Here is a 20,987-nt window from a genome sequence, read left to right on the forward strand (position 1 = left end):
GACGGCCCCCTCAGGCCTGCACCAGGGGGCCGGGCGCCTTGAGGTACTGGTTCACGATCGCGTCCAGCGTCCAGTAGGTGAGCGCGCCGACCGTAGTGGTCGGGTTGTAGCCGGCGTTCTGCGGGAACGACGAGGCGCCGATGACGAACAGGTTCGGCACGTCCCAGCTCTGCTGGTACCGGTTCACCACGGAGCTGTGCGGGTCGGCCCCCATCACGGCGCCGCCGCACAGGTGCGAGGTTTGGTAGTCGGTGACGTTGTAGTGGCCCGTGCGCGGCAGCTTGTCGACGCGGGTGGCCCCCATGGCGCGCAGTATCTCGGCATAGCGGTCGGTCAGGAACGCGCTCATCTTGTGCTCGTTTTCGTGGAAGTCGATGGTCATGCGCACGAGCGGGCGGCCGAAGCGGTCCTTGTAGGTCGGGTCGAGGTCCATGAAGACGTCGTCGTAGGCGTAGAAGCAGCCGTGGACGCCCGAGCCGGCGTAGATCGAGGAGTTGTAGTTCTCCTTGACGGCAGCCTTCCACTTCGCGCCCCAGGTCGGCGTGCCGGTCGGCACCGGCGTCGTCTCGATGGGCCGGCCGTTGGTCTGCACCTGGCCCATGTAGCCGCCGCCGACGAAGCCGAGGGGGCCGTGGTCGAAGTTGTCGCCGTTGTAGTCGTCGATGCACATGCCGATCGCGCCCGACGCGATGAAGGGGTTGAATCGCACCGTCTTCGGGTCGAAGAACGCTTGGGCGGTCGATACCGTCTGATGCGTGAAGTTGCGGCCGACGACTCCCCGCTTGGTAGCGGGGTCATAGATCCGGCCGATGCCAGATAGCATCAGCATCTGCACGTTGAAGGGTGTGAAGGCGCAGGACAGCACGAGGTCCGCCGGCTGCTCCCACTCCTCGCCGTCCGCGTCGACGAAGACGACGCCGGTGGCGCGCTTGCCCGCGCCGTCGAGAGTGATGCGCAGCACTTCGCAATTGTCGCGCGCCGTGAAGCCCCGGCTCTTGACCAGCGCCGGCAGGATCGTGGTCTGCGGGCTCGCTTTCGAATAGTTGCCGCAGCCGAACCACTCGCAGTAGCCGCAGAACGTGCAAGGGCCGAGCGTCACCCCGAGCGGGTTGGTGTAGGGCTGGCTCATGTTGCCGGACGGCTGCGGGAAGGGCTGGTGCCCCATCTCCCGCGCGGCTTTCGCGAACAGCGTCGCGCTGTAGGGCTGCTTCTGCGCCGGGGTCGGGTAGGGCCGCGAGCGCGGGCCCTCGAAGGGGTTGCCGCCGGGCTGGACCACCCCCTTGAGGTTGCCCGCCGTCCCGGCCGTGCCGCACAGGTACTCGAAGCGGTCGTAGTGGGGCTCCAGCTCGTCGTAGGTGACGCCCCAGTCCTGGATCGTCATGCCGGCGGGCAGAAATTTCGCGCCGTAGCGCTCGGTGAGGTGCGTTTTCAGCACGAACTGCGAAGGCTCGAAGCGCCACATCTCGGCGTTCCAGTGCAGGCCGCCGCCGCCCACGCCGTTGCCGAGCATGAAGGCGCCCCAGTCGCGGATCGGCAGCGCGGTCTGCGAAGCGTTGTTGCGAAACGTGAAGGTCATCTGCGCGGGGCGCAGGAACAGCTCATGCCGCACGCGGTAGCGGTACTCGTCCGGCGCGTAGGTGGGCGGGAAATCCTGAGCGGTGTCGCGCCAGGGGCCGCGCTCGAAGGCGATCACGTCGAGCCCGGCCTCGCTGAGCCCGTGCGCCATGATGGAGCCGGTCCAGCCGAGGCCGATGATGGCCACGTCCTTGTGGGGGAGCTTGCGCAAAGGGGTTGGGTCCTCGGGCTACTTGGCGGCCGCGGGCTGCCAGCTCGGCGCCTCGGCGATGCCGATCGGCCCGTGCGGGTAAGGCTCGTTGTGGCGGTCGATCCAGGCCGAATAGTCGTAGCGGGCGCCCGGGAAGCCGATCCAGCGCCACGCCGCCATGTCGCGGTTGCCGCCGTAGACCGGGTCCGCGAAGAAGCCCTGCCGCGTGTTCTTCAGGAGCACCGTCCAGAAGTCCTTGGTGACCACGTCCTCGATCGGCAGGCTGCCGTCCTCGATCGCGCCGATCACCGCGTCCTGGTCGGCGGCCGTCAGTTCGACGAAGGGGTGGCCGCCGTAGTGCTGCGCCGCGTAGGCGTCGATAGCGCGGAGCGCGCCGCGGTACTGCGTGGCAGGGTCGAGGCGCGACTGCGGCCCCTGCTCCTTCGTGCCGGTGAGGAAGGGGCCGCGGTCGTAGAGGCCCTCGGCGCGGCCGAAGGGCCCGGCGAGCTGCCGGTCGATGAACACCGCGCAGCCCGCCTCCCTGCCGCCCGGGCCGTCCGGGTCCGGCGGGATGATCCGGTCGACGATGGCCTCGACCGTGCGGCCTTCCGCCGGCGTGAAGAAGTGCCAGGGGCCGGGCACGACGGGCTGCGGCGGGGCGCCGGCGCCGGGCGCCCAGGGCAGCGATCCTGCGATCGTGCCGGCGCGGGCCGTGCCGGCCACCACCACGAGGGCGGCGCCGGACAGGAGCAGGCGACGGTCGATCAGGGGCAAGGCGCGGACTCCGGCCCACCAGCGACGGCTTCACCGTGGACGTAACGTAACGCCGCCGGCGCCGTCCGGGGTTCCCCGCCGACTGTGGGCAAGCTCATCCGGGCCCGCGCGGGACCCCGCACCGGCCGCGGGCGTTCGGAGCGCGACGACAGCGCCCCCGAGGACAGAGCCCGATGACCGACCGGACCGACCCCGCCACGCCCCCGCCCCGCCGCGAGCCAGCGGGCTTCGCCCCATCGCGCCGCGGGCTGCTTGGCGCCGGCGCGGCGGGGCTCGGCCTCGCGGCGTCGAGCGCCGCGCTGTCGAGCGCCGCGCTGGCGCAGTCCCGGGCCTCGACGGAGGCCGGCATGGCGGGCGCCAGCGCCACCAACCCCGGCCCGCAGAACGTGCCGCTCGGGACCATGCTGCCCGACTCGGGGATGCCGCCCGTCTCCGACCACGGCTCGGTGAAGCAGTTCTGGTCCTCGATGAGCCTCGCGCACCGCCGCATCCAGCGGGGCGGCTGGGCGCGCCAGGTCAACGTGACCGACTTCCCGATCTCGAAGGATATCGCCGGCGTCAACATGCGGCTGGAGGCCGGCGGCATCCGCGAGCTGCACTGGCACGCCGCCGACGAGTGGGCCATCATGCTGACCGGCACGGCCCGCATCACCGCGCTCGACTACGACGGCAGTCCCTTCGTCAAGGACGTCAAGGCCGGCGACCTGTGGTACTTCCCGCAGGGGTTGCCGCACTCGATCCAGGGCCTCGGGCCGGACGGCTGCGAGTTCCTCCTGGTGTTCGACGACGGCACCTTCTCCGAGGACGACACCAAGCTGATCTCGGACTGGCTGATCCACACGCCCCGCGAGGTGGTGGCGAAGAACTTCGGCGTCGGCGTCGACGCCCTGAAGCCCTTCGACGCCATCCCGCCGGAGGGCCGCTACATCTTCCCCGCGCCGCTGCCGCCCGCGCTCGCGCAGGACGCGGCCGCGATGACGGCGTCGCACCCGATGTCGAAGATCGACTTCGCGTTCGGCCTCACCGACATGAAGCCCACCAAGGAGGACGCCAACGGCTCGATTCGCGTCGTCGACTCGCGCAACTTCACCATCTCGCGCAACGTCGCGGCCGCCTACGTGGTGGTGAAGCCCGGCGCGATGCGCTCGCTGCACTGGCACCAGAACGCCGACGAGTGGCAGTTCTGGATCTCCGGCAAGGGGCGTATGACGCTGTTCGCCAACCACTCGGACGCGCGCACCATCGACTTCAACCCGAGCGACGTCGGCTACGCGCCCGCCACCCTGCCCCACTACATCGAGAATACGGGCACGGAGGATCTCGTTTACCTGGAGATGTTCAAGGCGCCGGTCTACCAGGACGTGTCGCTGAACAACTGGATCGCGGCGCTGCCACCGGAGCTGGTCAAGCAGCATCTCGGCCTCAGCGACGCGACGCTGGCCGCGATCCCTAAGGACAACCTCGGGATCGTGCCGCCCGGAAAGGGGTAAGGGACGGCGGTCAAGCCGCCGCCAGTAGGCCGGCCGTCAGCCGGCGGGAGGCCTCGACGGCCCTGGGAAGCACGCCCGAGGGATCGTCGCTCACCGGGACCCAGAGCGAGGCATTGAGCGCCGCGAGCGCTCGGCAGTAAGGATCTTCGCTGCCCTGAACGGCCGCTTTCGGCGGTGCTTTGGCTGCGTAGCTATGCCCGGCTTGGGTCGACACCTGCCGGCAACGATCGAATGGCGAGGCAGGGTGGACAGCGGATCGGCCGCCCTCGGTCCTGGAAGTTCCTAAGCGGACGCTATTGATTGATGCTACCACTTGGCTGTCCAACCAACGCGTGAGCCTCCGTTTACCGACCGCACTCCAACGAGGGTGAGTACAGATTTTCTCATTGGCCAAGAGGGTTGCCGGAGAGCGTTTCGCAAAACGTCATCAAGCGTTCCTGGTCAGTTGCATCTCGCGTTCCTGGACCGACCGTTGAAGCGTAGACGACCTGCGGCCGCAGCGCGGAATCTCCGTCGGGACCGAACAGGCGCGCGAGGGCGCCCGCGCGCTGCCACGCCCGCACGGTGAGGCTGTGCTCTTCGGGCTGCCCCTCGATGGTCACGCCTCGGTCGGCATGCTGCTCCGCGTGCCGGATGATCGTGATACGGGAAGGGCCCAAGGCGACGGCTCCATGGCGAGGGGAAGGCGCGCCGATCGCCGCGAGGCGCAGCGGCAGATCAGGCGGCGGCTGCCTTCAGGTCCAGGACGAGCAGGTCGCTCTTGGCGGCGACGAAGAAGCGGTCCATGCCCCGGCCCCCGAAGCAGCAGTTCGACGGCGTGGCCGGGGTCGGGAAGAAGCCGAGCTTGGTGCGGTCCGGCGCGTAGATCTGGATGCCGTCGCCCGACGTCGTCCACACCCACCCGCGCGCGTCCACCGCGAAGCCGTCCGGATAGCCGTGGTCGGTGCGCAGGAAGAAGCGACGGTTCGACAGCGTGCCGTCGCACGCCACATCGAAGGCGACGATCTCGTGGGTGTCCTTCTCGTGGCCGCCGATGATCTCGCCGAGCGAGCGCGCCGTGTCGGACACGTAGAGGGTCCGACCGTCCGGCGAGAAGAACAGCCCGTTCGGCTGCTCGAAGTCGGCCATGCGCCGCAGGTCCTCGGTGGCGGGATCGAAGCGGTAGACGCTGCGGTGGTCGAGGTCCGGCTCGACGATGGAGCCCTGGTTGGGCATCAGGATGCCGAAGGTGGGATCGGTGAACCAGATCGCCCCGTCGGCCGCCACCGTCACGTCGTTGGGCGAGTTCAGGCGTCCGCCTTCGTAGTGCGTGACGATCGGGTCGGCGCCGCCGCGCCCGTCCGAGCGGCTGATGCAGCGCCGGCCATGCTCGCAATGGACCAGCACGCCGTCGGCACCGAGCGCGTTGCCGTTCATGAATTCGGTGTTGTCGATCACCACCTCGACGTGGCCGTCGGGATACCAGCCGAGGAGCCGCCGGTTCGGCACGTCCGACCACACCAGCCGGTTGTTCGGCGCATCCCAGATCGTCCCCTCGCCGTGCAGGGTGAACTGGTACAGGATCGCCGGCTCGGCATCGGCGGACAGCACCTCTTCGAGACGGCGGTCGTGGACCTCGATGCCGGTGAAGCTCTCGATCTTCTTCGATGCACCGGCTTGGCGGAGCAGCCGGCCCGGGAGCAGCGACGTGTCCTGTTTCATGAGGCGGTTCTTTCCATCGGGACGTCGCGGGGCTGGATCGTGGGGCTTCTTCCTCGGTCCGCCTCGGATGACCATGCCGAACGGGACCGGGTTCCAAGGCTATGCACTGCGGCGCCTGCGCGGGGAGATCATCCGGGGACCTGTCTCGGATCGATCGCATTGCCGACGAGAGCCGAGGAGAGCAGTCGGGTGACGAAGACAGGGTTTCCATGAGCCTGCGCCAGCGCGTCCTCGGTGCCGTCCGCGAGCGGATGAGGGCCGACCCGCCTTCGCTGCGGCTGGCCTTCTGGGACGGCGAGCGCTTCGACTTCGTGCCGGCGCCCGCCGTCACGATCGCGATCCATGACGCTGCGGTGCTCCGCCGCCTCGCCCTGGGCGACATGTCGAGCCTCGGCAACGCCTATGTGCGGGGCGACCTCACGGTCGAGGGCGCGGTGCGCGACGTGCTCCACGTCGGACTGAAGATCGCCGACGGCGTCGGGCACTCGCGGCTCGTGCAGCGCCTCGCGCCGCTGGCGGCCAGGATCCCCGGCCGCCACAGCCGCAGGCGCGACGCCGAGAACGTCGCGATCCACTACGACGTGTCGAACGAGTTCTACGCGCTGTGGCTCGAAGGGGAAATGATCTACTCCTGCGCGTATTTCGGCGACGGTACCGAGACCATCGACGTCGCCCAGAAGCGCAAGCTCGACCACATCTGCCGCAAGCTGCGGCTCCGGCCCGGGGACCGCCTGCTCGACATCGGTTGCGGTTGGGGTGGGCTCCTGCGCTGGGCCGCGATGCACTATGGCGTCACCGGCGTCGGCGTGACGCTGAGCCGCGAGCAGCACGACTACGCCTGCGCCCGCATCGCCGCCGAGGGCTTGGCCGACCGGATCGAGGTGCGCCTGCAGGACTACCGCGACGTGGAGGACCCGGAAGGCTTCGACAGGATCGTGTCGGTCGGCATGTACGAGCACGTCGGGATCAGGAATCTCGGCACCTACTTCTCCGGGATGGCGCGGCTGCTCAGGCCAGGCGGCATCGCGCTCAACCACGGCATCACGGCCGGCGATCCCAACGGGCACGCCACGGGTCCGGCCGGCGGCGACTTCATCGACCGCTACGTGTTCCCGGGCGGCGAGATCCCGCATCTGTCGCGCGTCGTCTACGAAGTGTCCAAGGCTGGACTAGAGGTGACGGACGTCGAGGATCTCCGCCCCCATTATGCCCGCACGCTGTCGCGCTGGGTCGAGCGGCTGGAAGCGAACGCCGAGGCCGCGCAGGCCGCCGCTGGTATGCAGCGTTACCGCATCTGGCGCATGTACATGGCCGGCATGGGCTACGCCTTCGATCGCGGCTGGCTGCGCCTCGCCCAGGTGGTGGCCTACAAGCCGGAGAGCGATGTCGCAATGGCGGCGCGGCCCTGGACGCGGGAGGCGCTCTACGGGGGCGATGCCGAGGCGACGGAAAGCGCGCCGGACTGGAGTTGAGGCGAAGCGGGAGCCCAGCTTCGGGGAGGGCCGAAGGCTCGGCCACACCTGGCGTCAAACCTCCTCGTCCAGCGCGTCCCGCACGTAGAGCTGGCGGATGCCGGCATAGAGCATCGCCACGATCGGCCCGGCGAACAGCACGCCCACGGTGCCGAACAAGGAGCCCACCGCGGCGATGCCGATCAGCATCAGGGCCGGCGGGATGACGATCAGCCGTCGCTGGATCAGCGGCGTGACGATGTTGCCCTCGACCTGGTGGATGGCGAGGTAGCCGCCCAGGGTCCACAGCGCGAGTTCAGGGCTCTGCGTGAAGGCGACCAGCAGGGCGGGCACCGCCGCCAGGATCGGGCCCAGGTAGGGGACGAACTCCGCCACGAAGGCGATAAGGCCGAGCGCCAGGGGCGAGTGCACGCCGATCAGCCAAACGACGAACGTCGTCAGGAGGCCGATGATCAGCATCTGTGTGAGCTGCCCGAGGAGCCACAGGCGCAGCGTGCGCCAGACCTCGTCGAGGGCCGCATACACGCGGCCGTGCGCGCGCGGCGGGAACAGCAGCGCGATGCCATGCCGGTAGGGTTCCGGCTGCGCCACGAGGTAGACGGCGCTGATCGCCATGACCACCAAGCCTTCGAGCGCCGAGACGCCGAGCGCGAGCGCTTCCCGCCCGGTCGCCATGACCGAGACATCCGTGCTGCCCGCGCGCTCAAGGATGGTGCGGCCGATGCCGGACCGGTCGAGGTGCTCGCGCAACTGGTCCACGGCGGCCGTCGCCCGCTCGGTGACATCCGTCAGCTCGGACGCCAGCTGCGAGCCGAACACCCAGGCCGCAAGGCCGAAGAGGCCGAGGACCACGAGGCCCGCGACGACGAGGCGCGACCAGCCCGGCAACGGCGTCCAGCGTTCGAGCGGCTCGGCCACGACCTCGATCAGCGTGGCGAGCAGCACCGCACCGACCGTCAGCAGGACGACGTCGGACAGTTTCCACAGCAGGACGGGCACGAGCGCCACCCCCACGACCACGGCGGCATAGCGCAGGACGCGGCCGTAGCTCGGCCAGATCGCGCCAGCGTTGATCGGCCGGTCCGTCACGAGGATGCCCTCTCGCCCTGGCCGTCGTCCTCGCCGTACCACACCGCGAGGACGATCTTCACCGCGGCCGCGACCGGGACGGCGACGAACACGCCGATGATGCCGAACAGGGAGGCGCCGATCAGGAAGGCGATGATGATCACCACGGGGTGGAGCGTGACGGCGCGCCCCAGCACGAGCGGGCCGACGACGTTGTCGGTGGAAACGCGCAGGAAGATCGCCAGCCCCATGAAGCTCGCGAAGGTCCACAGACCGTGGCCGTCCACCACGGCCGCTACGGCGAATAGGGCGATCGAGGCCGCCGGACCCACCACGGGGATGATCTCCAGCACGCCAACCGCGACCGACACCAGGGGCGCGAAGGAGACGTGGAAGACGAGCCCCAGCACCAGCTCGGAGACGGCGGCCGTGTAGATCGTCACAACGAGGACGCCGCGCACGTAGTGGCGCAGCATCGGCTCGACCCGGGTGCCGAGGTGGGTGAGGTGGGCGCGGTAGCGCGGCGGGAACAGGTGCAGCAGGCCCTGGACAAGCTGTCGGCCGGAGTTGAGGAAGTAGAATAGCACCACCAGCATCAACACGCTGACCGCTGGGGCGCCCACAACTGCGCCTCCGGCCAGGAGCGCCAGCTCGGGCTTGGCGACGGCGTTCTCGACGCCGTCGACGATGCGTCGCGACAGGTCCTCGGCGCTGACGTCCCGGCCGAAGGCGTGGACCTGCGGCCCGAACAGGCGCCTGATCTCCTCGGTCAGCAGATGCGGCGCATCAGACGCGCCCTTGACGGCCTTCTCCCCAACCTCTCCGACGAGGTACCATGCCACCAGCCCCGCCACGGCCAGCACCGCGACGTAGACGACGAGGACGCCGGCGAGCTTCGGCACGCGGAGGCGGCGCTGCAGGAAGCGCACGATCGGGCGCAGCACGAAGGCCAGGGCCGCGACGAGCAGGATGGGCATCAGCGCGTAGCGCAGGAAGTAGAGAATCGCCAGAACGCCGGTGATCGTCGCCGCCGTGGCCCAGCCCGGCGGCTCCGCGCCGCTCCGGCGGTCGCAGGACATCTCAGGCCCGGTCATGGCGCCTGCCTCGGCGAGGTTTCAGCCGTGCCGGAGCACGGGTGGACGCGACCGTGAAGGGCGACCCGACCGGGAGGGGCGAACGGCCGACGTCAATCCGGAACGCGGCTTCGGTGTCGTTCATGTCGCTGTCGTTTCCTGCGATGAGCGGTCCGCGAACGCGGCTCAAGCGGTCGATTGGAGAAGGCTCTCCAATTCGAAGCAGATCCTGACCATCGAGCGCCGGGCAGCCTCGAGACGATCCGCGCGCGCGTCCAGGGTCGCCATAAGGTGGTGGCGGGCCGCGGCATGCGATCCTCCGAGCTCGCGCGATTCCAGCGTGGCATCGATGGAATGCAGGAGCAGGAAGCCGCCCGAAGCGTCATAGGGCTGCGACGAGCCGATGATGCCGGCGAGCGTCTTGAAGACCGTGAGCCACGCGCGGTCGATCACCGGGGCGGCTCCACCACCACTCCGCCCATCACCGCGATGGCGGCCTGGGCGGCCCTCTCGGCATCCTCGCGCCTGCCGATGGTCTGACCATTGCGGAGGAAATCCTCGCCGCCACGGTCGTACACGAACCAGCGCCATCGCGCCTCGGAGGCACCGTCTCCGGCCGGCCGAATCTGAAACGTCATCGCACGGGGGGGCCAGGATCTCATCTGGCGAGCCATCCCTTAAGCCTGCCTTCGTCTCAGGGCGCCTTGGCACGGGTGCCCGGCGTCAGGTTTTCGGCGCCACGCGGCCGCTCCACTTTCCCGTCGCGCGCGACCGTTCCGCCGAGTTCCTGGGACGGCTCCAGCGACAGCAGGCCGAGGCGCCGCCGGACGACGGCGCGGCATCATCCGGCGGCCGCAGGCTCTCGTAGACCCTGGCCTGCCCGACCATCCGCAGGATGGCCCACAGGAGGGCCGCGTCGAACAGCGCCGCCGCGAGGAGCACCGCCGTCAGCCTCCGTGCAGGCGCCGGAGCGCCTCCACCGACATCCACACGGGACGTCGCTGGCGGATCAGCCGGTCGCGCCGCAGCGCCTCGGGATTGTGGGTCCAGGTGAGTGCCCCGATCAGGATGTTCTCGAACGCGTCGTGGACGCGCTCGTGCAGGGAGGGCGGCTCATCGACGTCCTCGAAGCCGAAGCGCGCGATCAGGCGCGTCAGGCTCTCGCTCCGTTCCCCCCAGCCCACGAAATTGGTCCTGGCACGGATCGCCCGGGCGTCGCGCAGGCCGGGATCCACGTCGAGCGCTCCCGCGAGCAGGACGAGGGAATGCCGCATCCAAGCCGCGACGAGGCGTCCCCAGGCGAGATCCGGCCCGGACGCGGGCATCGGCGGGATGTGCTCGTTCCAGAGATGGAGGTCGATCACGAGGTCGCCGGGCCGGAGCGCGGCGCCGTCCGACAGCGTGAAGGCGCAAGGAGAGGGAATGACGGCGCAGCGCAGGAGACAGCGCGCGTCGCGGCTGTAGGGTTTCACGCCACAAAAGAGACTGAGGTAGCCATCGAAGCCGCCGATAGCCCGGCGCAGGAGGTCGGAGCCGGCCGACGACGCTATGGCGTAGCGGTGCTGTGCGGGAGCTGCGTCTCCGACTCGGACCGGCGTCTCGCTCGGTGGGTCCGATCCTCCGCGCCCGCCATCGACGCTTCGCCGCGGTGAAACACCGACATGATGATCATGCTGCGTAGAGCGCCATGATGTGAGCAGTTCCGTGAGGTTCAGTTGCGTCACGAGTTCGGTCTCGATGCATGATGGGCCGCAGCGTCGATTCTCGGCAAAAAGCGCCCGAGTTCAGGCCTCGTGTTGCTCCACGAGAGCCCGCAAGGTTTCATGACCTTCCGAAGCGCGATCTTCTCCGGTGCGGTCGGGCGCCCCACAGGAATTCGAGTGTCCCGCCCATGGCCGTGATCGCGGTGCGGGCCATGCCTTCGGCTTTCTCGAGGTCGCCGATGATCCGACCGTCGCATAGGAGGGCAAGATCCGGGTAGGAATAGACCGTCCATCCACAGCGGCTCTTGCCACCGCTGTCGCCGAGAGGGCGAATGCGACGCAGGGTGAAACACATCGGGCGCGGTTCGGTCGCCGACGTCATGCGAACCAGCCCTTGAGCTTGCCCTCCCGCCAGAGCGCCTTGGCGTGAGTGCCGGATGCCATGTCCTCGGCGCCGCGTGGCCTGGCGACCTTTCCGTCCCGCTCGGCCTCCATGTAGGCCAAGCAGACCATCTCGCGATCGTCGCCGAGCGCCTTGAAAAGCTCGCGCATTATGTCGCGTTGGGGATAGTTCGAGCCGATCTTATTCACTGCATCGCCCTCCGAGCCATGCGCGACAGCACGGCTTCGCAGAGCCGTCGAAGACAGGCCGATGCCTGGGAGCGAGTGATGGTCCGACGGGCCGGTCGTGCCGTGGATGGGACCTCCCGCACCGGCTCGCCGGCGTTGAAGCGGGCGCTCATGCCTCGACCCCCAAAGCCGATAGGGCGCTTTCCCCAGCGGTCCGGGCGTCGTGGATCGTGGAATAGCCGGCGCCGCCCTTCTCGATGACGAGGGCGCCGAAGCGGCGGATCTCCCATCCGAACACGAGATCGTTGTCGGGCTTCCGGACGACGAACACCTCCGGGGCGTCCTTCGGAGGCGCTGCCTCCCTCTTGCGCCGTCTCCCTTCGATGGCCGCCGCTCGTGCCGCAGCGGTGAAGTGACGTTTCGATGCGGGTTTCTGAGTGCTCACGGGCCCCTCACGATTCGACGGAGGACGCGAAAAGCCGGAGTGCTGTGGGCGGCCGCCAGCGGAGGCACACGCCAGATGCTCCGAATGAACTCGGACCGCGGCAGCGCAGACACCTCAGGCCGCCCGCAGGTAGCTGGGGTCGAAGCCCGCCACCATCTCCATGGTGGGCATGTCGAGGACGGTGATGACCCCGCGCGAGAGGGCTATCAATCCGGTCCTGCACAGTTGCTGCAGAACTCTGTCGATGTGACCCGTCGACATGCCGAGGATGTCGGCGAACTCGACTTGCGTGAACTGCATGTCGAACTCCTCGGCCACCGCGAGGCCGATCGCGTCCACACGGACCCGCAGCTCGCACAGGAGGTGCGCGACGCGCTCCAGGGCGGTGCGGCGGCCTATGCGGACCAGCCACTCTCTGGAGATCGCCTCGTCCCTCAGCAGACGCCGCCAGAGCGCACGGCTCATCTCGGGGTCGAGGGTCGTCGGGTCGGCGACCCGCTCCGCCGGGATCTCGCCGAGGATGCAGGTGGTCAGAGCGCCGACGCCGTAGTCGGCCCGGCCCCGCATCACGGCTTCCAGGTCGCACATGTCGCCCGGCAAGAGCACGGCGGTGATCTGCCGACGTCCGTCGCTCAGGAGCCGGTAGCGGCAGGTGTGGCCATGCAGCAGGACATGCGCGACCGACGGCACCTCACCCTGGCGCAAGACGTCCGACCGCGCCTCCACGGTCCGCTCCCGCACGACGGCCTCAAGCAACGCCTCCGAGCCGTCCAGCTTGGACCGCAGCGCTCGATCCGAACTGCCTGCAGAGGCTCGCAGTGGGACCATTTTCGGGAACTCTGGAAAATTATGATCATAGGTTAGTTTCGAGCCACCTGCTCTTATACCACAGCAGATACATCGTCAGTTTCATCCTGCGCCATTGGAAACGAGAGAAGAGTCTGCTACCTGACAATCAGCGACTGGGGGCTGCAATTGCGGTTCGGAACGTTTAGCACAGGAGATCGTCTGCCGACGCCTTGGGCGCTGACACGCGCTCTTGCCCCTCAAGGGAGAGTGACGTGGCCCTTTTTCAGTCGTCGATCGTTCACAATCGCCTGCTCTCGGTCCTTTCCCGGAGCGATTTCGCCTTGCTCGAACCGAAGCTCGAACGCGTCCCGATGATCTTGCACACGGTGCTGATTCAGCCCCATCAGCCGATCCCGCATGTCTATTTCCCGGAGAGCGGCATCAGTTCCATGGTTGCCGACACGGCAGAAGGCAGGATCGAGGTCGGGTTGGTCGGGCATGAGGGGCTGGTCGGCTTCCCGGTCATCCAGGGCGCCGACAGGACCCCGCATGCAGCTGTCGTACAGGGCGCCGGTGAGGCCTTGCGGATCAGCACGCAGGACCTCCGCGCGGCGATCCAGACCTCCCCGTCCATCCTTCTCCCGCTTCTCCTCTTCACGCATACGCTGATCGTCCAGATGGGCCAGACCACCTACATGAACCTCACGTTCAACATCGAGGCGCGGCTCGCCCGTTGGATCCTGATGACCCAGGACCGCACCGGCGACAACGAGGTGCTGCTTACGCACGAGTTCCTGGCTGCCATGCTGGGCGTGAGGCGTCCCAGTGTCACGAGCGCCACGCATGCACTGGAGGGGATGGGCTCGATCCGGAACAAACGCGGCCGTATCGAGGTCCGCAACCGCGCGAAACTGGTCGAATTGGCCGGAGATGCCTACCAGGTCGCCGAGGACGAGCACGAGCGAGTGATAGGGTCCCTCGTGACCAAAACACCCTAAGTGGAAATGTTTCAACTACGCTTGACCTCGCGTGCGGCGGCGTGGAAGCTCGATCGAGCAACAGTTCGGGATTTGAAGGAAAGGCCCTGCCGCCGTCCCATGTGCCATCGGGGCAGCGGTTTGCTCTGATCTCAGAGGATGAGGTCGCCGGCGCTCGAAGATGGTTCATTTCGTTGAGATGTCGTGAAAGCGGCAGGTACTTCTACCAGTTCCCGACACTCTGCATCGGAATTTGTTCAACGATCGAAGGGAACCGTGGTCCGAAGTTCCAGCTTCAGAATGAATGACGATGCGGGGGCTCACCTCGGCGACGCACGCCCTGTCGCCGGAGGAGCGTGCCCGCCACCTCGACGAGGGCGGTCTCTTCTCATTCGAGGCGCCGGCGCCCGGCCTCCCCAACCTGTTCTCCGGAGACTACAGATGAGCCAGACCGTCGGCGACTTCCTGATCGAGCGCCTGCACAGCTGGGGCGTGCGCAAGATCTTCGGCTACCCGGGCGACGGCATCAACGGCGTGTTCGGCGCGCTGCAGCGGGCCGAGGGCAAGATCGAGTTCATCCAGGTGCGCCACGAGGAGATGGCCGGCTTCATGGCCTCGGCCTACGCCAAGTTCACGGGCGAACTCGGCGTGTGCATCGCCACCTCCGGCCCCGGCGCCTCGCACCTCCTCACGGGCCTCTACGACGCCCGCATGGACCACATGCCGGTGCTGGCCATCGTGGGCCAGCAGGCCCGCACCTCGGTCGGCGCGCATTACCAGCAGGAGCTCGACCTCAACTCCATGTTCAAGGACGTGGCGGGCGCCTTCGTGCAGACCGCCATGGCGCCCGCGCAGATGCGCCACCTCGTCGACCGCGCGGTGCGCACCGCCGTGTCCGAGCACGTCGTCACCGCCCTCATCATCCCCAACGACCTCCAGGACGAGCCCTACGAGGAGCCCAAGCGCGCCCACGGCTTCACCTTCTCCGGCATCGGCTACGCCCGGCCGAAGGTCGTGCCCTACGAGCGCGACCTGCAGGAGGCGGCCGCGATCCTCAACGCGGGCAAGAAGGTCGCCATGCTGATCGGGGCCGGCTGCGTCGACGCGGTCGACGAGGTCATCGCGGTGGCCGAGAAGCTCGGCGCCGGCTGCGCCAAGGCCCTGCTCGGCAAGTTCGTGCTGCCCGACGACCTGCCCTGGAACACCGGCACCATCGGCCTGCTCGGCACGGAAGCGTCGTCGAACATGATGGCCGAGTGCGACACGCTGCTGATGGTCGGCTCGGGCTTCCCCTGGGCGGAGTTCCTGCCCAAGGAGGGCCAGGCCCGCGGCGTGCAGATCGACATCAAGGGCGACATGCTCTCCATCCGCTACCCGATGGAGTGCAACCTCCAGGGCGACGCCGCCGAGACGCTGAAGCTGCTGCTGCCGCTGCTGCAGGAGAAGCAGGACCGCTCCTGGCAGGAGAAGATCGTCGGCTGGAGCAAGCGCTCGTGGGCCGTTGCGGCGGCGCAGGCCAAGAAGACAGCGCACCCCGTCAACCCGCAGCGCGTCACCTTTGAGCTGTCGCCGCGCCTGCCCGAGCGCTGCATCGTTACCTCGGATTCGGGCTCCTGCGCCAACTGGTACGCGCGCGACATCAAGGTCCGCCGCGGCATGATGGGCTCGCTGTCGGGCTCGCTGGCCTCCATGGGTGCGGCCGTGCCCTACGCCATCGGGGCGAAGTTCGCCCATCCGGACCGGCCCGTCGTGGCGCTGGTGGGCGACGGCGCCATGCAGATGAACAACATGGCCGAGCTGATCACGGTGGCGAAGTACCACCACCTGTGGCCCAACAAGACCTGGATCGTCTGCGTGTGGAACAACGAGGACCTGAACCAAGTCACGTGGGAGCAGCGCGTGATGGAGGGCAACCCGAAGTTCGTCGCCTCGCAAGCGATCCCGAGCGTTCCCTACCACAAGTTCGGCGAGTTGATCGGCTTCAAGGGCCTCTACGTCGACGACCCGGAGAACCTCGCCGAAGCCTGGGACGAGGCGCTGCGCTCGACGGTGCCCGTGGTGCTGGAGGTGAAGACCGATCCCGAGGTGCCGCCGCTGCCCCCGCACATCACCTTCGAGCAGGCGACGAACTTCATGTCGACGCTGGCCAAGGGCGACCAGCGCGAGAAGAACGTGATCCTCGGCGCCGCCCGCCAGGTGATCGGCTCGCTGCTGCCGGGCCACGGCGACAAGTGAGCGACGCCCCGCCCATCGGTGTCGTCAAGACCTCGGCCTTCACGGTGCCGACCGACCGGCCGGAGGCCGACGGCACCTTCGCGTGGGACAAGACCACCCTCGTCCTCTGCGAGGTCGAGGCTGGCGGCGAGACCGGCCTCGGCTTCTCCTACACGGGGACGGCCGCGGCCGAGCTGATCGGCGGCCCCTTGAAGAAGGCGATCGAGGGCCTGTCGGCCTTCGACCCGCCGCGGGCCTGGACCGCGATGCAGCGGGCGGTGCGCAACCTCGGCCGGCCGGGCCTCTGCGCGACCGCGATCTCGGCCGTGGACCTCGCGCTCTGGGACCTCAAGGCCAAGCTGCATGGGCTGCCGCTCTGCCGGCTGCTCGGCCAGGCGCGCGACGCGGTTCCGATCTATGGCTCGGGCGGCTTCACGACCTACACGGACGCCGAGCTTGAAGCGCAACTCGGCGGCTGGGTCGAGCGCGACGGCTGCCGCTGGATGAAGATGAAGGTCGGCACCGATCCGTCGCGCGACCCGCACCGCGTCGCCGTCGCAAAGCGGGCCATCGGCGGCGCGACGCTGTTCGTCGACGCCAACGGCGCGCTGTCCGTGAAGGAGGCGCTGCGCTTCGCGGACGTCTTCGCGGAATACGACGTCGCTTGGTTCGAGGAACCGGTGACGTCGGACGACCTCGACGGGCTGCGGCTCGTGCGCGAGCGCGCCCCCGCCGGCATGGACGTCGCGGCCGGCGAATACGGATACACGCTCGACGACGCGCGCCGCATGCTCGTCGCGGGCGCGGTCGACTGCCTGCAGGCGGATGCCACGCGCACCGGGGGCGTCACGGGTTTCCTACGCGTGGCGGCGCTCGCCGAGGCGCACCACATCGACCTGTCTGGCCATTGCGCGCCCTCCATGCATCGCCATTCCGCGCTGGCGGCGCCGAACCTGCGCCACCTGGAATGGTTCCACGACCACGTCCGCATCGAGCACATGCTGTTCGACGGCGCGCCCGCGCCCGAGCACGGCGCCATTCGGCCCGACCTGTCTCGCCCCGGCCACGGGCTCGCGCTGCGGCGAGCTGACGCCGAACCCTATCGCGTCGCTTGAGGAACCCATTCATGTCCGGACCCACGCGCGAGGCGGACTTCGCCGCCCTCGCCGACGACCCCGCGCCCGCCCACACGGCACGCGTCCCCCGCCCGGGGGACGCATTGGCCACCGCCCCGGCCCGCTTCGGCGAGGTAGCGAAACTCGCCTCGGTTGAGATCGGTCAGGTCCGCATGGTTCATGGGGCCGCCGCCATGCTGGCCCTGTCGGTGCTGGCCGACAGCGGCATCGAGCACAGCCGCGGCCAGTACCACAACCCGGCGATGTTCACGCCGCTCGTGTCGGCCAGCCTTTCGATCCTCGCCAGCGCCGACGGCGCGCTGCGCTCCGAGAGGGCTGCCCATCCGCTCCGCCTCGCCGCCTACGGGATCGCCATGGTAGTGGGCGTGGTCGGCACCGCTTTCCACGTCTACAACATCACCAAGAAGCCCGGCGGTATCTCCTGGGAGAACCTGTTCTACCAGGCGCCGATCGGCGCGCCCGCGGCTCTGTCGCTGTCGGGCCTGCTCGGTCTCGCCGCGGAAGGCATCCGGAACGAGACGCCGGGCGAGAGCCCGAGGCTGCTCGGCCTGCCGGCCGCCCCGGCCCTGGCCGGGCTGACCGCGCTCGGGCTGATGGGCACCACGGCCGAGGTATCGCTGCTGCACTTCCGCGGCAACTTCCAGAACAAGCTGATGTATCTTCCGGTGGCGCTGCCGCCGATCGCGGCCGCGCTGACCGCCGAGGCGGCGCTGCGCCCCCACAGGCGGGCGCGGCCGCAGGCCAAGCTGTGGCTCGGCATCACGGCGGCGCTCGGCGTCGCGGGCGTCGCGGCCCACGCCTACGGCACGTCCCGCTACTCGGGCGGCTGGCGCAACTGGCGGCAGAACCTCGTCGACGGCCCGCCGATCCCGGCGCCGCCGGCCTTCTCGGGTCTGGCCATGGCCGGCCTCGCGGCCCTGGCACTCCTGGAGCGGCACGGCGATGACTGAGCGGTCCTTCCCCGGCTATGACGTCCTCGACAAACGCGATACGCCGTCCTGGAACGACGCCACCCGCAGCGCCATCGACGCGCGCCTGGCGGTGCCGCGCGAGCCGCGCTTCTTCACCTCGGACGAGTTCGCGACGCTCAAAGCCGTCTGCGACCGCATCCTGCCGCAGCCCGCGGACCGCGCCGACCCCGTGCCGCTCGCCGCCACCGTCGACGCCAAGATCTTCGAGGGCAAGGGCGACGGCTACCGCTTCGCGGACCTGCCGCCGCAGGGCGAGGCGTGGCGCATCGGCTTGGCGGCGCTCGACCACGAGGCGAAGGCCCGCCACAACGCGCGCTTCCGCGACCTCAGCCGCGCCGATCGGGACGGCATCCTGCGCGAGATGCAGCACGGGCGTCTCGAGGGCGACCACTGGCGCGGCATGCCGCTGAAGCTGTTCTTCACCAAGCGGATCGTCCACGACGTGACGGACGCCTACTACGGCCACCCGACCGCCTGGAACGAGATCGGCTTCGGCGGCCCCGCCGCGCCGCGCGGCTACGTGCGCATGGACAAGAACCGCCGCGACCCCTGGGAAGCCGCGGAAGGCAAGCCCGGCCAGGAGGAGCGCGCGCTCCGGGAGAACCAGCATGTCGTCTGACCCCTTCGAGCGCCCCCGCGCCGCGAGCGGCCGCGCCCCGGACGTCTTCAAGATGGGCGGCTGGATCCCGATGCAGCAGCATCGGGACAGTGACGAGGTCGATTTCGCCATCGTCGGCACGGGCGCGGGCGGCGGCACGCTGGCGGCGCGACTCGCCGAGAAGGGCTACTCCGTCGTGGCCTTCGACGCCGGCCCCTACTTCCGCCCGCTGGAGGACTTCGCCTCCGACGAGACCGAGCAGGAGAAGCTCTACTGGAACGACCCGCGCGTGGTGGAGGGGGCCGACCCCATCGTCATGGGCGGCAAGAACTCCGGCAAGACGGTCGGCGGCTCCATGGTGCACTTCGCCATGGTGTCGCTGCGCTTCCGGCCCGAGTGGTTCAAGTCGCGCAGCACGCTCGGCTACGGCGCCGACTGGCCGATCGGCTGGGAGGAGATGTGGCGCTACTACGACCAGGTCGAGAAGGATCTCTCGATCTCGGGGCCGGTCGACTACCCCTGGGGCCCGCCGCGCCCGCGCTACCCCTACCGCCCACACCCGATGAACGCCGCCGCCGAGGTGCTGGCGCGCGGCTGCGAGGCCATGGGCATGGCCTGGACGCCGACGCCGCTCGCCACCGTGTCGGCGCCGCGCGGCGAGGCGCATCCCTGCGCCTACCGCGGCTTCTGCCGCTTCGGCTGCTCCACCAACGCCAAGCAGAGCACGCTGAACACCTACATCCCGCGCGCCATCCGCGCCGGGGCGGAGATCCGCGACCTCGCCATGGTGGGTCGCATCGAGACGGACGCGCGCGACCGCGCCACCGGCGTGCACTACCACCGCGAGGGGCAGTGGCGCTTCCAGCGCGCCCGCAACGTGGTCGCCGCCGGCTACGCGGTGGAGTCGCCGCGGCTGCTGCTGAATTCCGCGACCGACCGGCACCGCGACGGCCTCGCCAACTCGTCGGGCCTCGTCGGCAAGTACCTGATGACCCAGCCCAACCAGGCGGTCTACGGCAAGTCGAAGGACGAGATCCGCTGGAACAAGGGGCCGCCGTCGCTCGCCATCACCGAGCACTGGAACTACGACGACGCCAAGGACTTCCACGGCGGCTACTGCTGGATGGGGCAGGGGCCGCTGCCGATCGAGTGGGCCAAGACCGTCACGGCCTCGCGCGGGATCTGGGGCGATGAGCTGCGCCTCGCCATGCAGGACTACAATTACCAGGTCGGCGTGAAGATGGTGGGCGAATGCCTGCCGAGCGAGAACAACACCGTGACCCTGGCCGACCAGAAGGACCGCTACGGCCTGCCCGTCGCCAAGGTCACGTTCGGCTGGGGCGAGAACGACAAGGCGCTCATCAAGCACGCGCTGGGCCAGATGGAGATGAGCATGGAGGCGGCGGGCGTCACCGACCTGTTCCGGCAGGAGGAGGACGCCAACCACCTCGGCGGCACCGTGAAGATGGGCGACGACCGCCGCACGTCGGTGGTGGACGCGGACTGCCGCTCCTGGGACGTGCCGAACCTGTTCGTCTGCGACGGCTCGGTGTTCCCGACGGTGGGCGGCGTCAACCCGTCGCTGACCATCCAGGCCATCGCGCTGCGCACGGCGGACCGCATCGAGGCCCTCGCGGCGCACGGCGATATCTGAAGAGTAGGACCCGCCCTGCTAACGGATGCATCTGCGCGGGATCGACACGCATCCGAAGCCGAATTTCCACCCACGTCCTGCGCGAGCAGACCGCGGACTTCACACATCGAGGAACTCTCCATGAGCCAGGCTGCCGACAAGCCCAAGATGCCCTACTGGCACGTGTATACGGACTCTGACGGTGTGAGCCGCCAGGACAAGTTCGAGCTGACTGAGTTCGAGCTGAAGGGCGTCAACCCCGAGGTGGCGCCGCAGTGGAACGACAAGATGGATCCGTCGAAGGCCGGCGTGACCTTCACGGTGCTGCCCGTGGGCTGGGTGGGCGACTGGCACGAGAACCCGAAGCCCCAGTGGATTGCCATACTGACCGGCCGCTGGTTCGTGGAGACCATGGACGGCCATCGCGTCGAGATGGGCCCGGGCGAACTGATGATGGGCGAGGACCAGAACACGAGGGAGAGGACCGGCCGCAAGGGTCATCTGTCCGGCACCGTCGGCGACGAGCCCTGTTCCATGATCGTCACCGGCCTCGACGTCACGCCGACGGTGAACCAGCCGGGCCGCTTCAAATGAGCGTCGCCACACGC

23 protein-coding genes are annotated in these 20,987 nt (G+C 69.0%); 10 read left to right on the top strand and 13 right to left on the bottom strand.

What is annotated here, in order from left to right; genetic code table 11:
* Positions 1-10 precede the first annotated feature (10 nt).
* Together L7N97_RS16050 and L7N97_RS16055 are read right to left on the bottom strand one after the other, a co-directional pair.
* Positions 11-1,726: a GMC family oxidoreductase gene (locus L7N97_RS16050; protein WP_237482266.1), complete on the bottom strand. Its 1,716-nt coding sequence runs from the start codon at positions 1,724-1,726 to the stop codon at positions 11-13.
* Between the two features lie 78 nt (positions 1,727-1,804).
* Positions 1,805-2,539 (bottom strand): gluconate 2-dehydrogenase subunit 3 family protein, encoded by a 735-nt coding sequence (locus tag L7N97_RS16055; protein WP_237479311.1) that lies wholly within the window; start codon positions 2,537-2,539, stop codon positions 1,805-1,807.
* Between the two features lie 173 nt (positions 2,540-2,712).
* Between L7N97_RS16055 and L7N97_RS16060 the strand changes: the two genes are divergently transcribed.
* The gene (locus tag L7N97_RS16060; protein WP_237479312.1) at positions 2,713-4,029 is read left to right on the top strand and encodes a cupin domain-containing protein; all 1,317 of its coding nucleotides are present in this window, start codon (positions 2,713-2,715) and stop codon (positions 4,027-4,029) included.
* Positions 4,030-4,412: 383 nt separating this feature from the next.
* On the opposite strand, the gene L7N97_RS16070 is transcribed toward L7N97_RS16060, so the two are convergent.
* Together L7N97_RS16070 and L7N97_RS16075 are read right to left on the bottom strand one after the other, a co-directional pair.
* On the bottom strand, positions 4,413-4,631 hold the full coding sequence (locus tag L7N97_RS16070; RefSeq protein WP_237479313.1) for a hypothetical protein: 219 nt from the start codon (positions 4,629-4,631) through the stop codon (positions 4,413-4,415).
* Positions 4,632-4,746: 115 nt separating this feature from the next.
* Complete coding sequence (locus L7N97_RS16075; RefSeq protein ID WP_237479314.1) at positions 4,747-5,730, bottom strand: SMP-30/gluconolactonase/LRE family protein; 984 nt, start codon at positions 5,728-5,730, stop codon at positions 4,747-4,749.
* 209 nt (positions 5,731-5,939) lie between these two features.
* On the opposite strand from L7N97_RS16075, the gene L7N97_RS16080 reads away from it, so the two are divergent.
* Positions 5,940-7,202: an SAM-dependent methyltransferase gene (locus L7N97_RS16080; protein WP_237479315.1), complete on the top strand. Its 1,263-nt coding sequence runs from the start codon at positions 5,940-5,942 to the stop codon at positions 7,200-7,202.
* Between the two features lie 54 nt (positions 7,203-7,256).
* Here the strand turns inward: L7N97_RS16080 and L7N97_RS16085 are convergent, their stop codons facing one another.
* The 9 genes from L7N97_RS16085 to L7N97_RS16125 all read right to left on the bottom strand — a co-directional run bounded on the left by L7N97_RS16085 (position 7,257) and on the right by L7N97_RS16125 (position 12,787).
* On the bottom strand, positions 7,257-8,291 hold the full coding sequence (locus L7N97_RS16085) for an AI-2E family transporter (RefSeq protein WP_237479316.1): 1,035 nt from the start codon (positions 8,289-8,291) through the stop codon (positions 7,257-7,259).
* On the bottom strand, positions 8,288-9,364 hold the full coding sequence (locus L7N97_RS16090; RefSeq protein WP_237479317.1) for an AI-2E family transporter: 1,077 nt from the start codon (positions 9,362-9,364) through the stop codon (positions 8,288-8,290). The genes L7N97_RS16085 and L7N97_RS16090 overlap by 4 nt, the downstream gene beginning before the upstream one ends.
* 165 nt (positions 9,365-9,529) lie before the next feature.
* A complete protein-coding gene (locus L7N97_RS16095; RefSeq protein ID WP_237479318.1) occupies positions 9,530-9,796 on the bottom strand; it encodes a hypothetical protein in 267 nt (88 codons plus the stop codon).
* Positions 9,793-10,005 (bottom strand): hypothetical protein, encoded by a 213-nt coding sequence (locus L7N97_RS16100; protein WP_237479319.1) that lies wholly within the window; start codon positions 10,003-10,005, stop codon positions 9,793-9,795. The genes L7N97_RS16095 and L7N97_RS16100 overlap by 4 nt, the downstream gene beginning before the upstream one ends.
* A 61-nt stretch (positions 10,006-10,066) precedes the next feature.
* Positions 10,067-10,285, bottom strand: coding sequence for a hypothetical protein (locus L7N97_RS16105; protein WP_237479320.1), 219 nt, complete (start codon positions 10,283-10,285; stop codon positions 10,067-10,069).
* 5 nt (positions 10,286-10,290) lie between these two features.
* Entirely contained in the window at positions 10,291-10,815 is a 525-nt protein-coding gene (locus L7N97_RS16110; protein ID WP_237479321.1) for a YkoP family protein, read from the bottom strand.
* Between the two features lie 609 nt (positions 10,816-11,424).
* Positions 11,425-11,598: a hypothetical protein gene (locus tag L7N97_RS16115; RefSeq protein WP_237479322.1), complete on the bottom strand. Its 174-nt coding sequence runs from the start codon at positions 11,596-11,598 to the stop codon at positions 11,425-11,427.
* A gap of 187 nt (positions 11,599-11,785) precedes the next feature.
* A complete protein-coding gene (locus L7N97_RS16120; RefSeq protein ID WP_237479323.1) occupies positions 11,786-11,947 on the bottom strand; it encodes a hypothetical protein in 162 nt (53 codons plus the stop codon).
* Between the two features lie 228 nt (positions 11,948-12,175).
* Positions 12,176-12,787, bottom strand: a complete 612-nt coding sequence (locus tag L7N97_RS16125) for a Crp/Fnr family transcriptional regulator (protein WP_237479324.1) — start codon at positions 12,785-12,787, stop codon at positions 12,176-12,178.
* A gap of 335 nt (positions 12,788-13,122) precedes the next feature.
* Between L7N97_RS16125 and L7N97_RS16130 the strand changes: the two genes are divergently transcribed.
* From L7N97_RS16130 to L7N97_RS16160, 8 genes are all read left to right on the top strand, one after another.
* The gene (locus L7N97_RS16130; protein WP_237479325.1) at positions 13,123-13,848 is read left to right on the top strand and encodes a Crp/Fnr family transcriptional regulator; all 726 of its coding nucleotides are present in this window, start codon (positions 13,123-13,125) and stop codon (positions 13,846-13,848) included.
* A 289-nt stretch (positions 13,849-14,137) separates the two neighbouring features.
* Complete coding sequence (locus tag L7N97_RS29805) at positions 14,138-14,272, top strand: hypothetical protein (protein WP_255721680.1); 135 nt, start codon at positions 14,138-14,140, stop codon at positions 14,270-14,272.
* Positions 14,269-16,062: a thiamine pyrophosphate-requiring protein gene (locus tag L7N97_RS16135; RefSeq protein WP_237479326.1), complete on the top strand. Its 1,794-nt coding sequence runs from the start codon at positions 14,269-14,271 to the stop codon at positions 16,060-16,062. The genes L7N97_RS29805 and L7N97_RS16135 overlap by 4 nt, the downstream gene beginning before the upstream one ends.
* Positions 16,059-17,156, top strand: coding sequence for an enolase C-terminal domain-like protein (locus L7N97_RS16140; protein WP_237479327.1), 1,098 nt, complete (start codon positions 16,059-16,061; stop codon positions 17,154-17,156). Before L7N97_RS16135 ends, L7N97_RS16140 begins: the two co-directional genes overlap by 4 nt.
* A gap of 11 nt (positions 17,157-17,167) precedes the next feature.
* Positions 17,168-18,127: a hypothetical protein gene (locus L7N97_RS16145; RefSeq protein WP_237479328.1), complete on the top strand. Its 960-nt coding sequence runs from the start codon at positions 17,168-17,170 to the stop codon at positions 18,125-18,127.
* Entirely contained in the window at positions 18,120-18,767 is a 648-nt protein-coding gene (locus tag L7N97_RS16150) for a gluconate 2-dehydrogenase subunit 3 family protein (RefSeq protein ID WP_237479329.1), read from the top strand. Before L7N97_RS16145 ends, L7N97_RS16150 begins: the two co-directional genes overlap by 8 nt.
* Positions 18,757-20,400, top strand: coding sequence for a GMC family oxidoreductase (locus L7N97_RS16155; RefSeq protein ID WP_237479330.1), 1,644 nt, complete (start codon positions 18,757-18,759; stop codon positions 20,398-20,400). The genes L7N97_RS16150 and L7N97_RS16155 overlap by 11 nt, the downstream gene beginning before the upstream one ends.
* 120 nt (positions 20,401-20,520) lie before the next feature.
* Complete coding sequence (locus tag L7N97_RS16160; RefSeq protein WP_237479331.1) at positions 20,521-20,973, top strand: cupin domain-containing protein; 453 nt, start codon at positions 20,521-20,523, stop codon at positions 20,971-20,973.
* The last annotated feature ends 14 nt before the right edge of the window (positions 20,974-20,987 follow it).

The organism is Lichenibacterium dinghuense, assembly GCF_021730615.1.
Taxonomy (GTDB): Bacteria; Pseudomonadota; Alphaproteobacteria; order Rhizobiales; family Beijerinckiaceae; genus Lichenihabitans; species Lichenihabitans dinghuensis.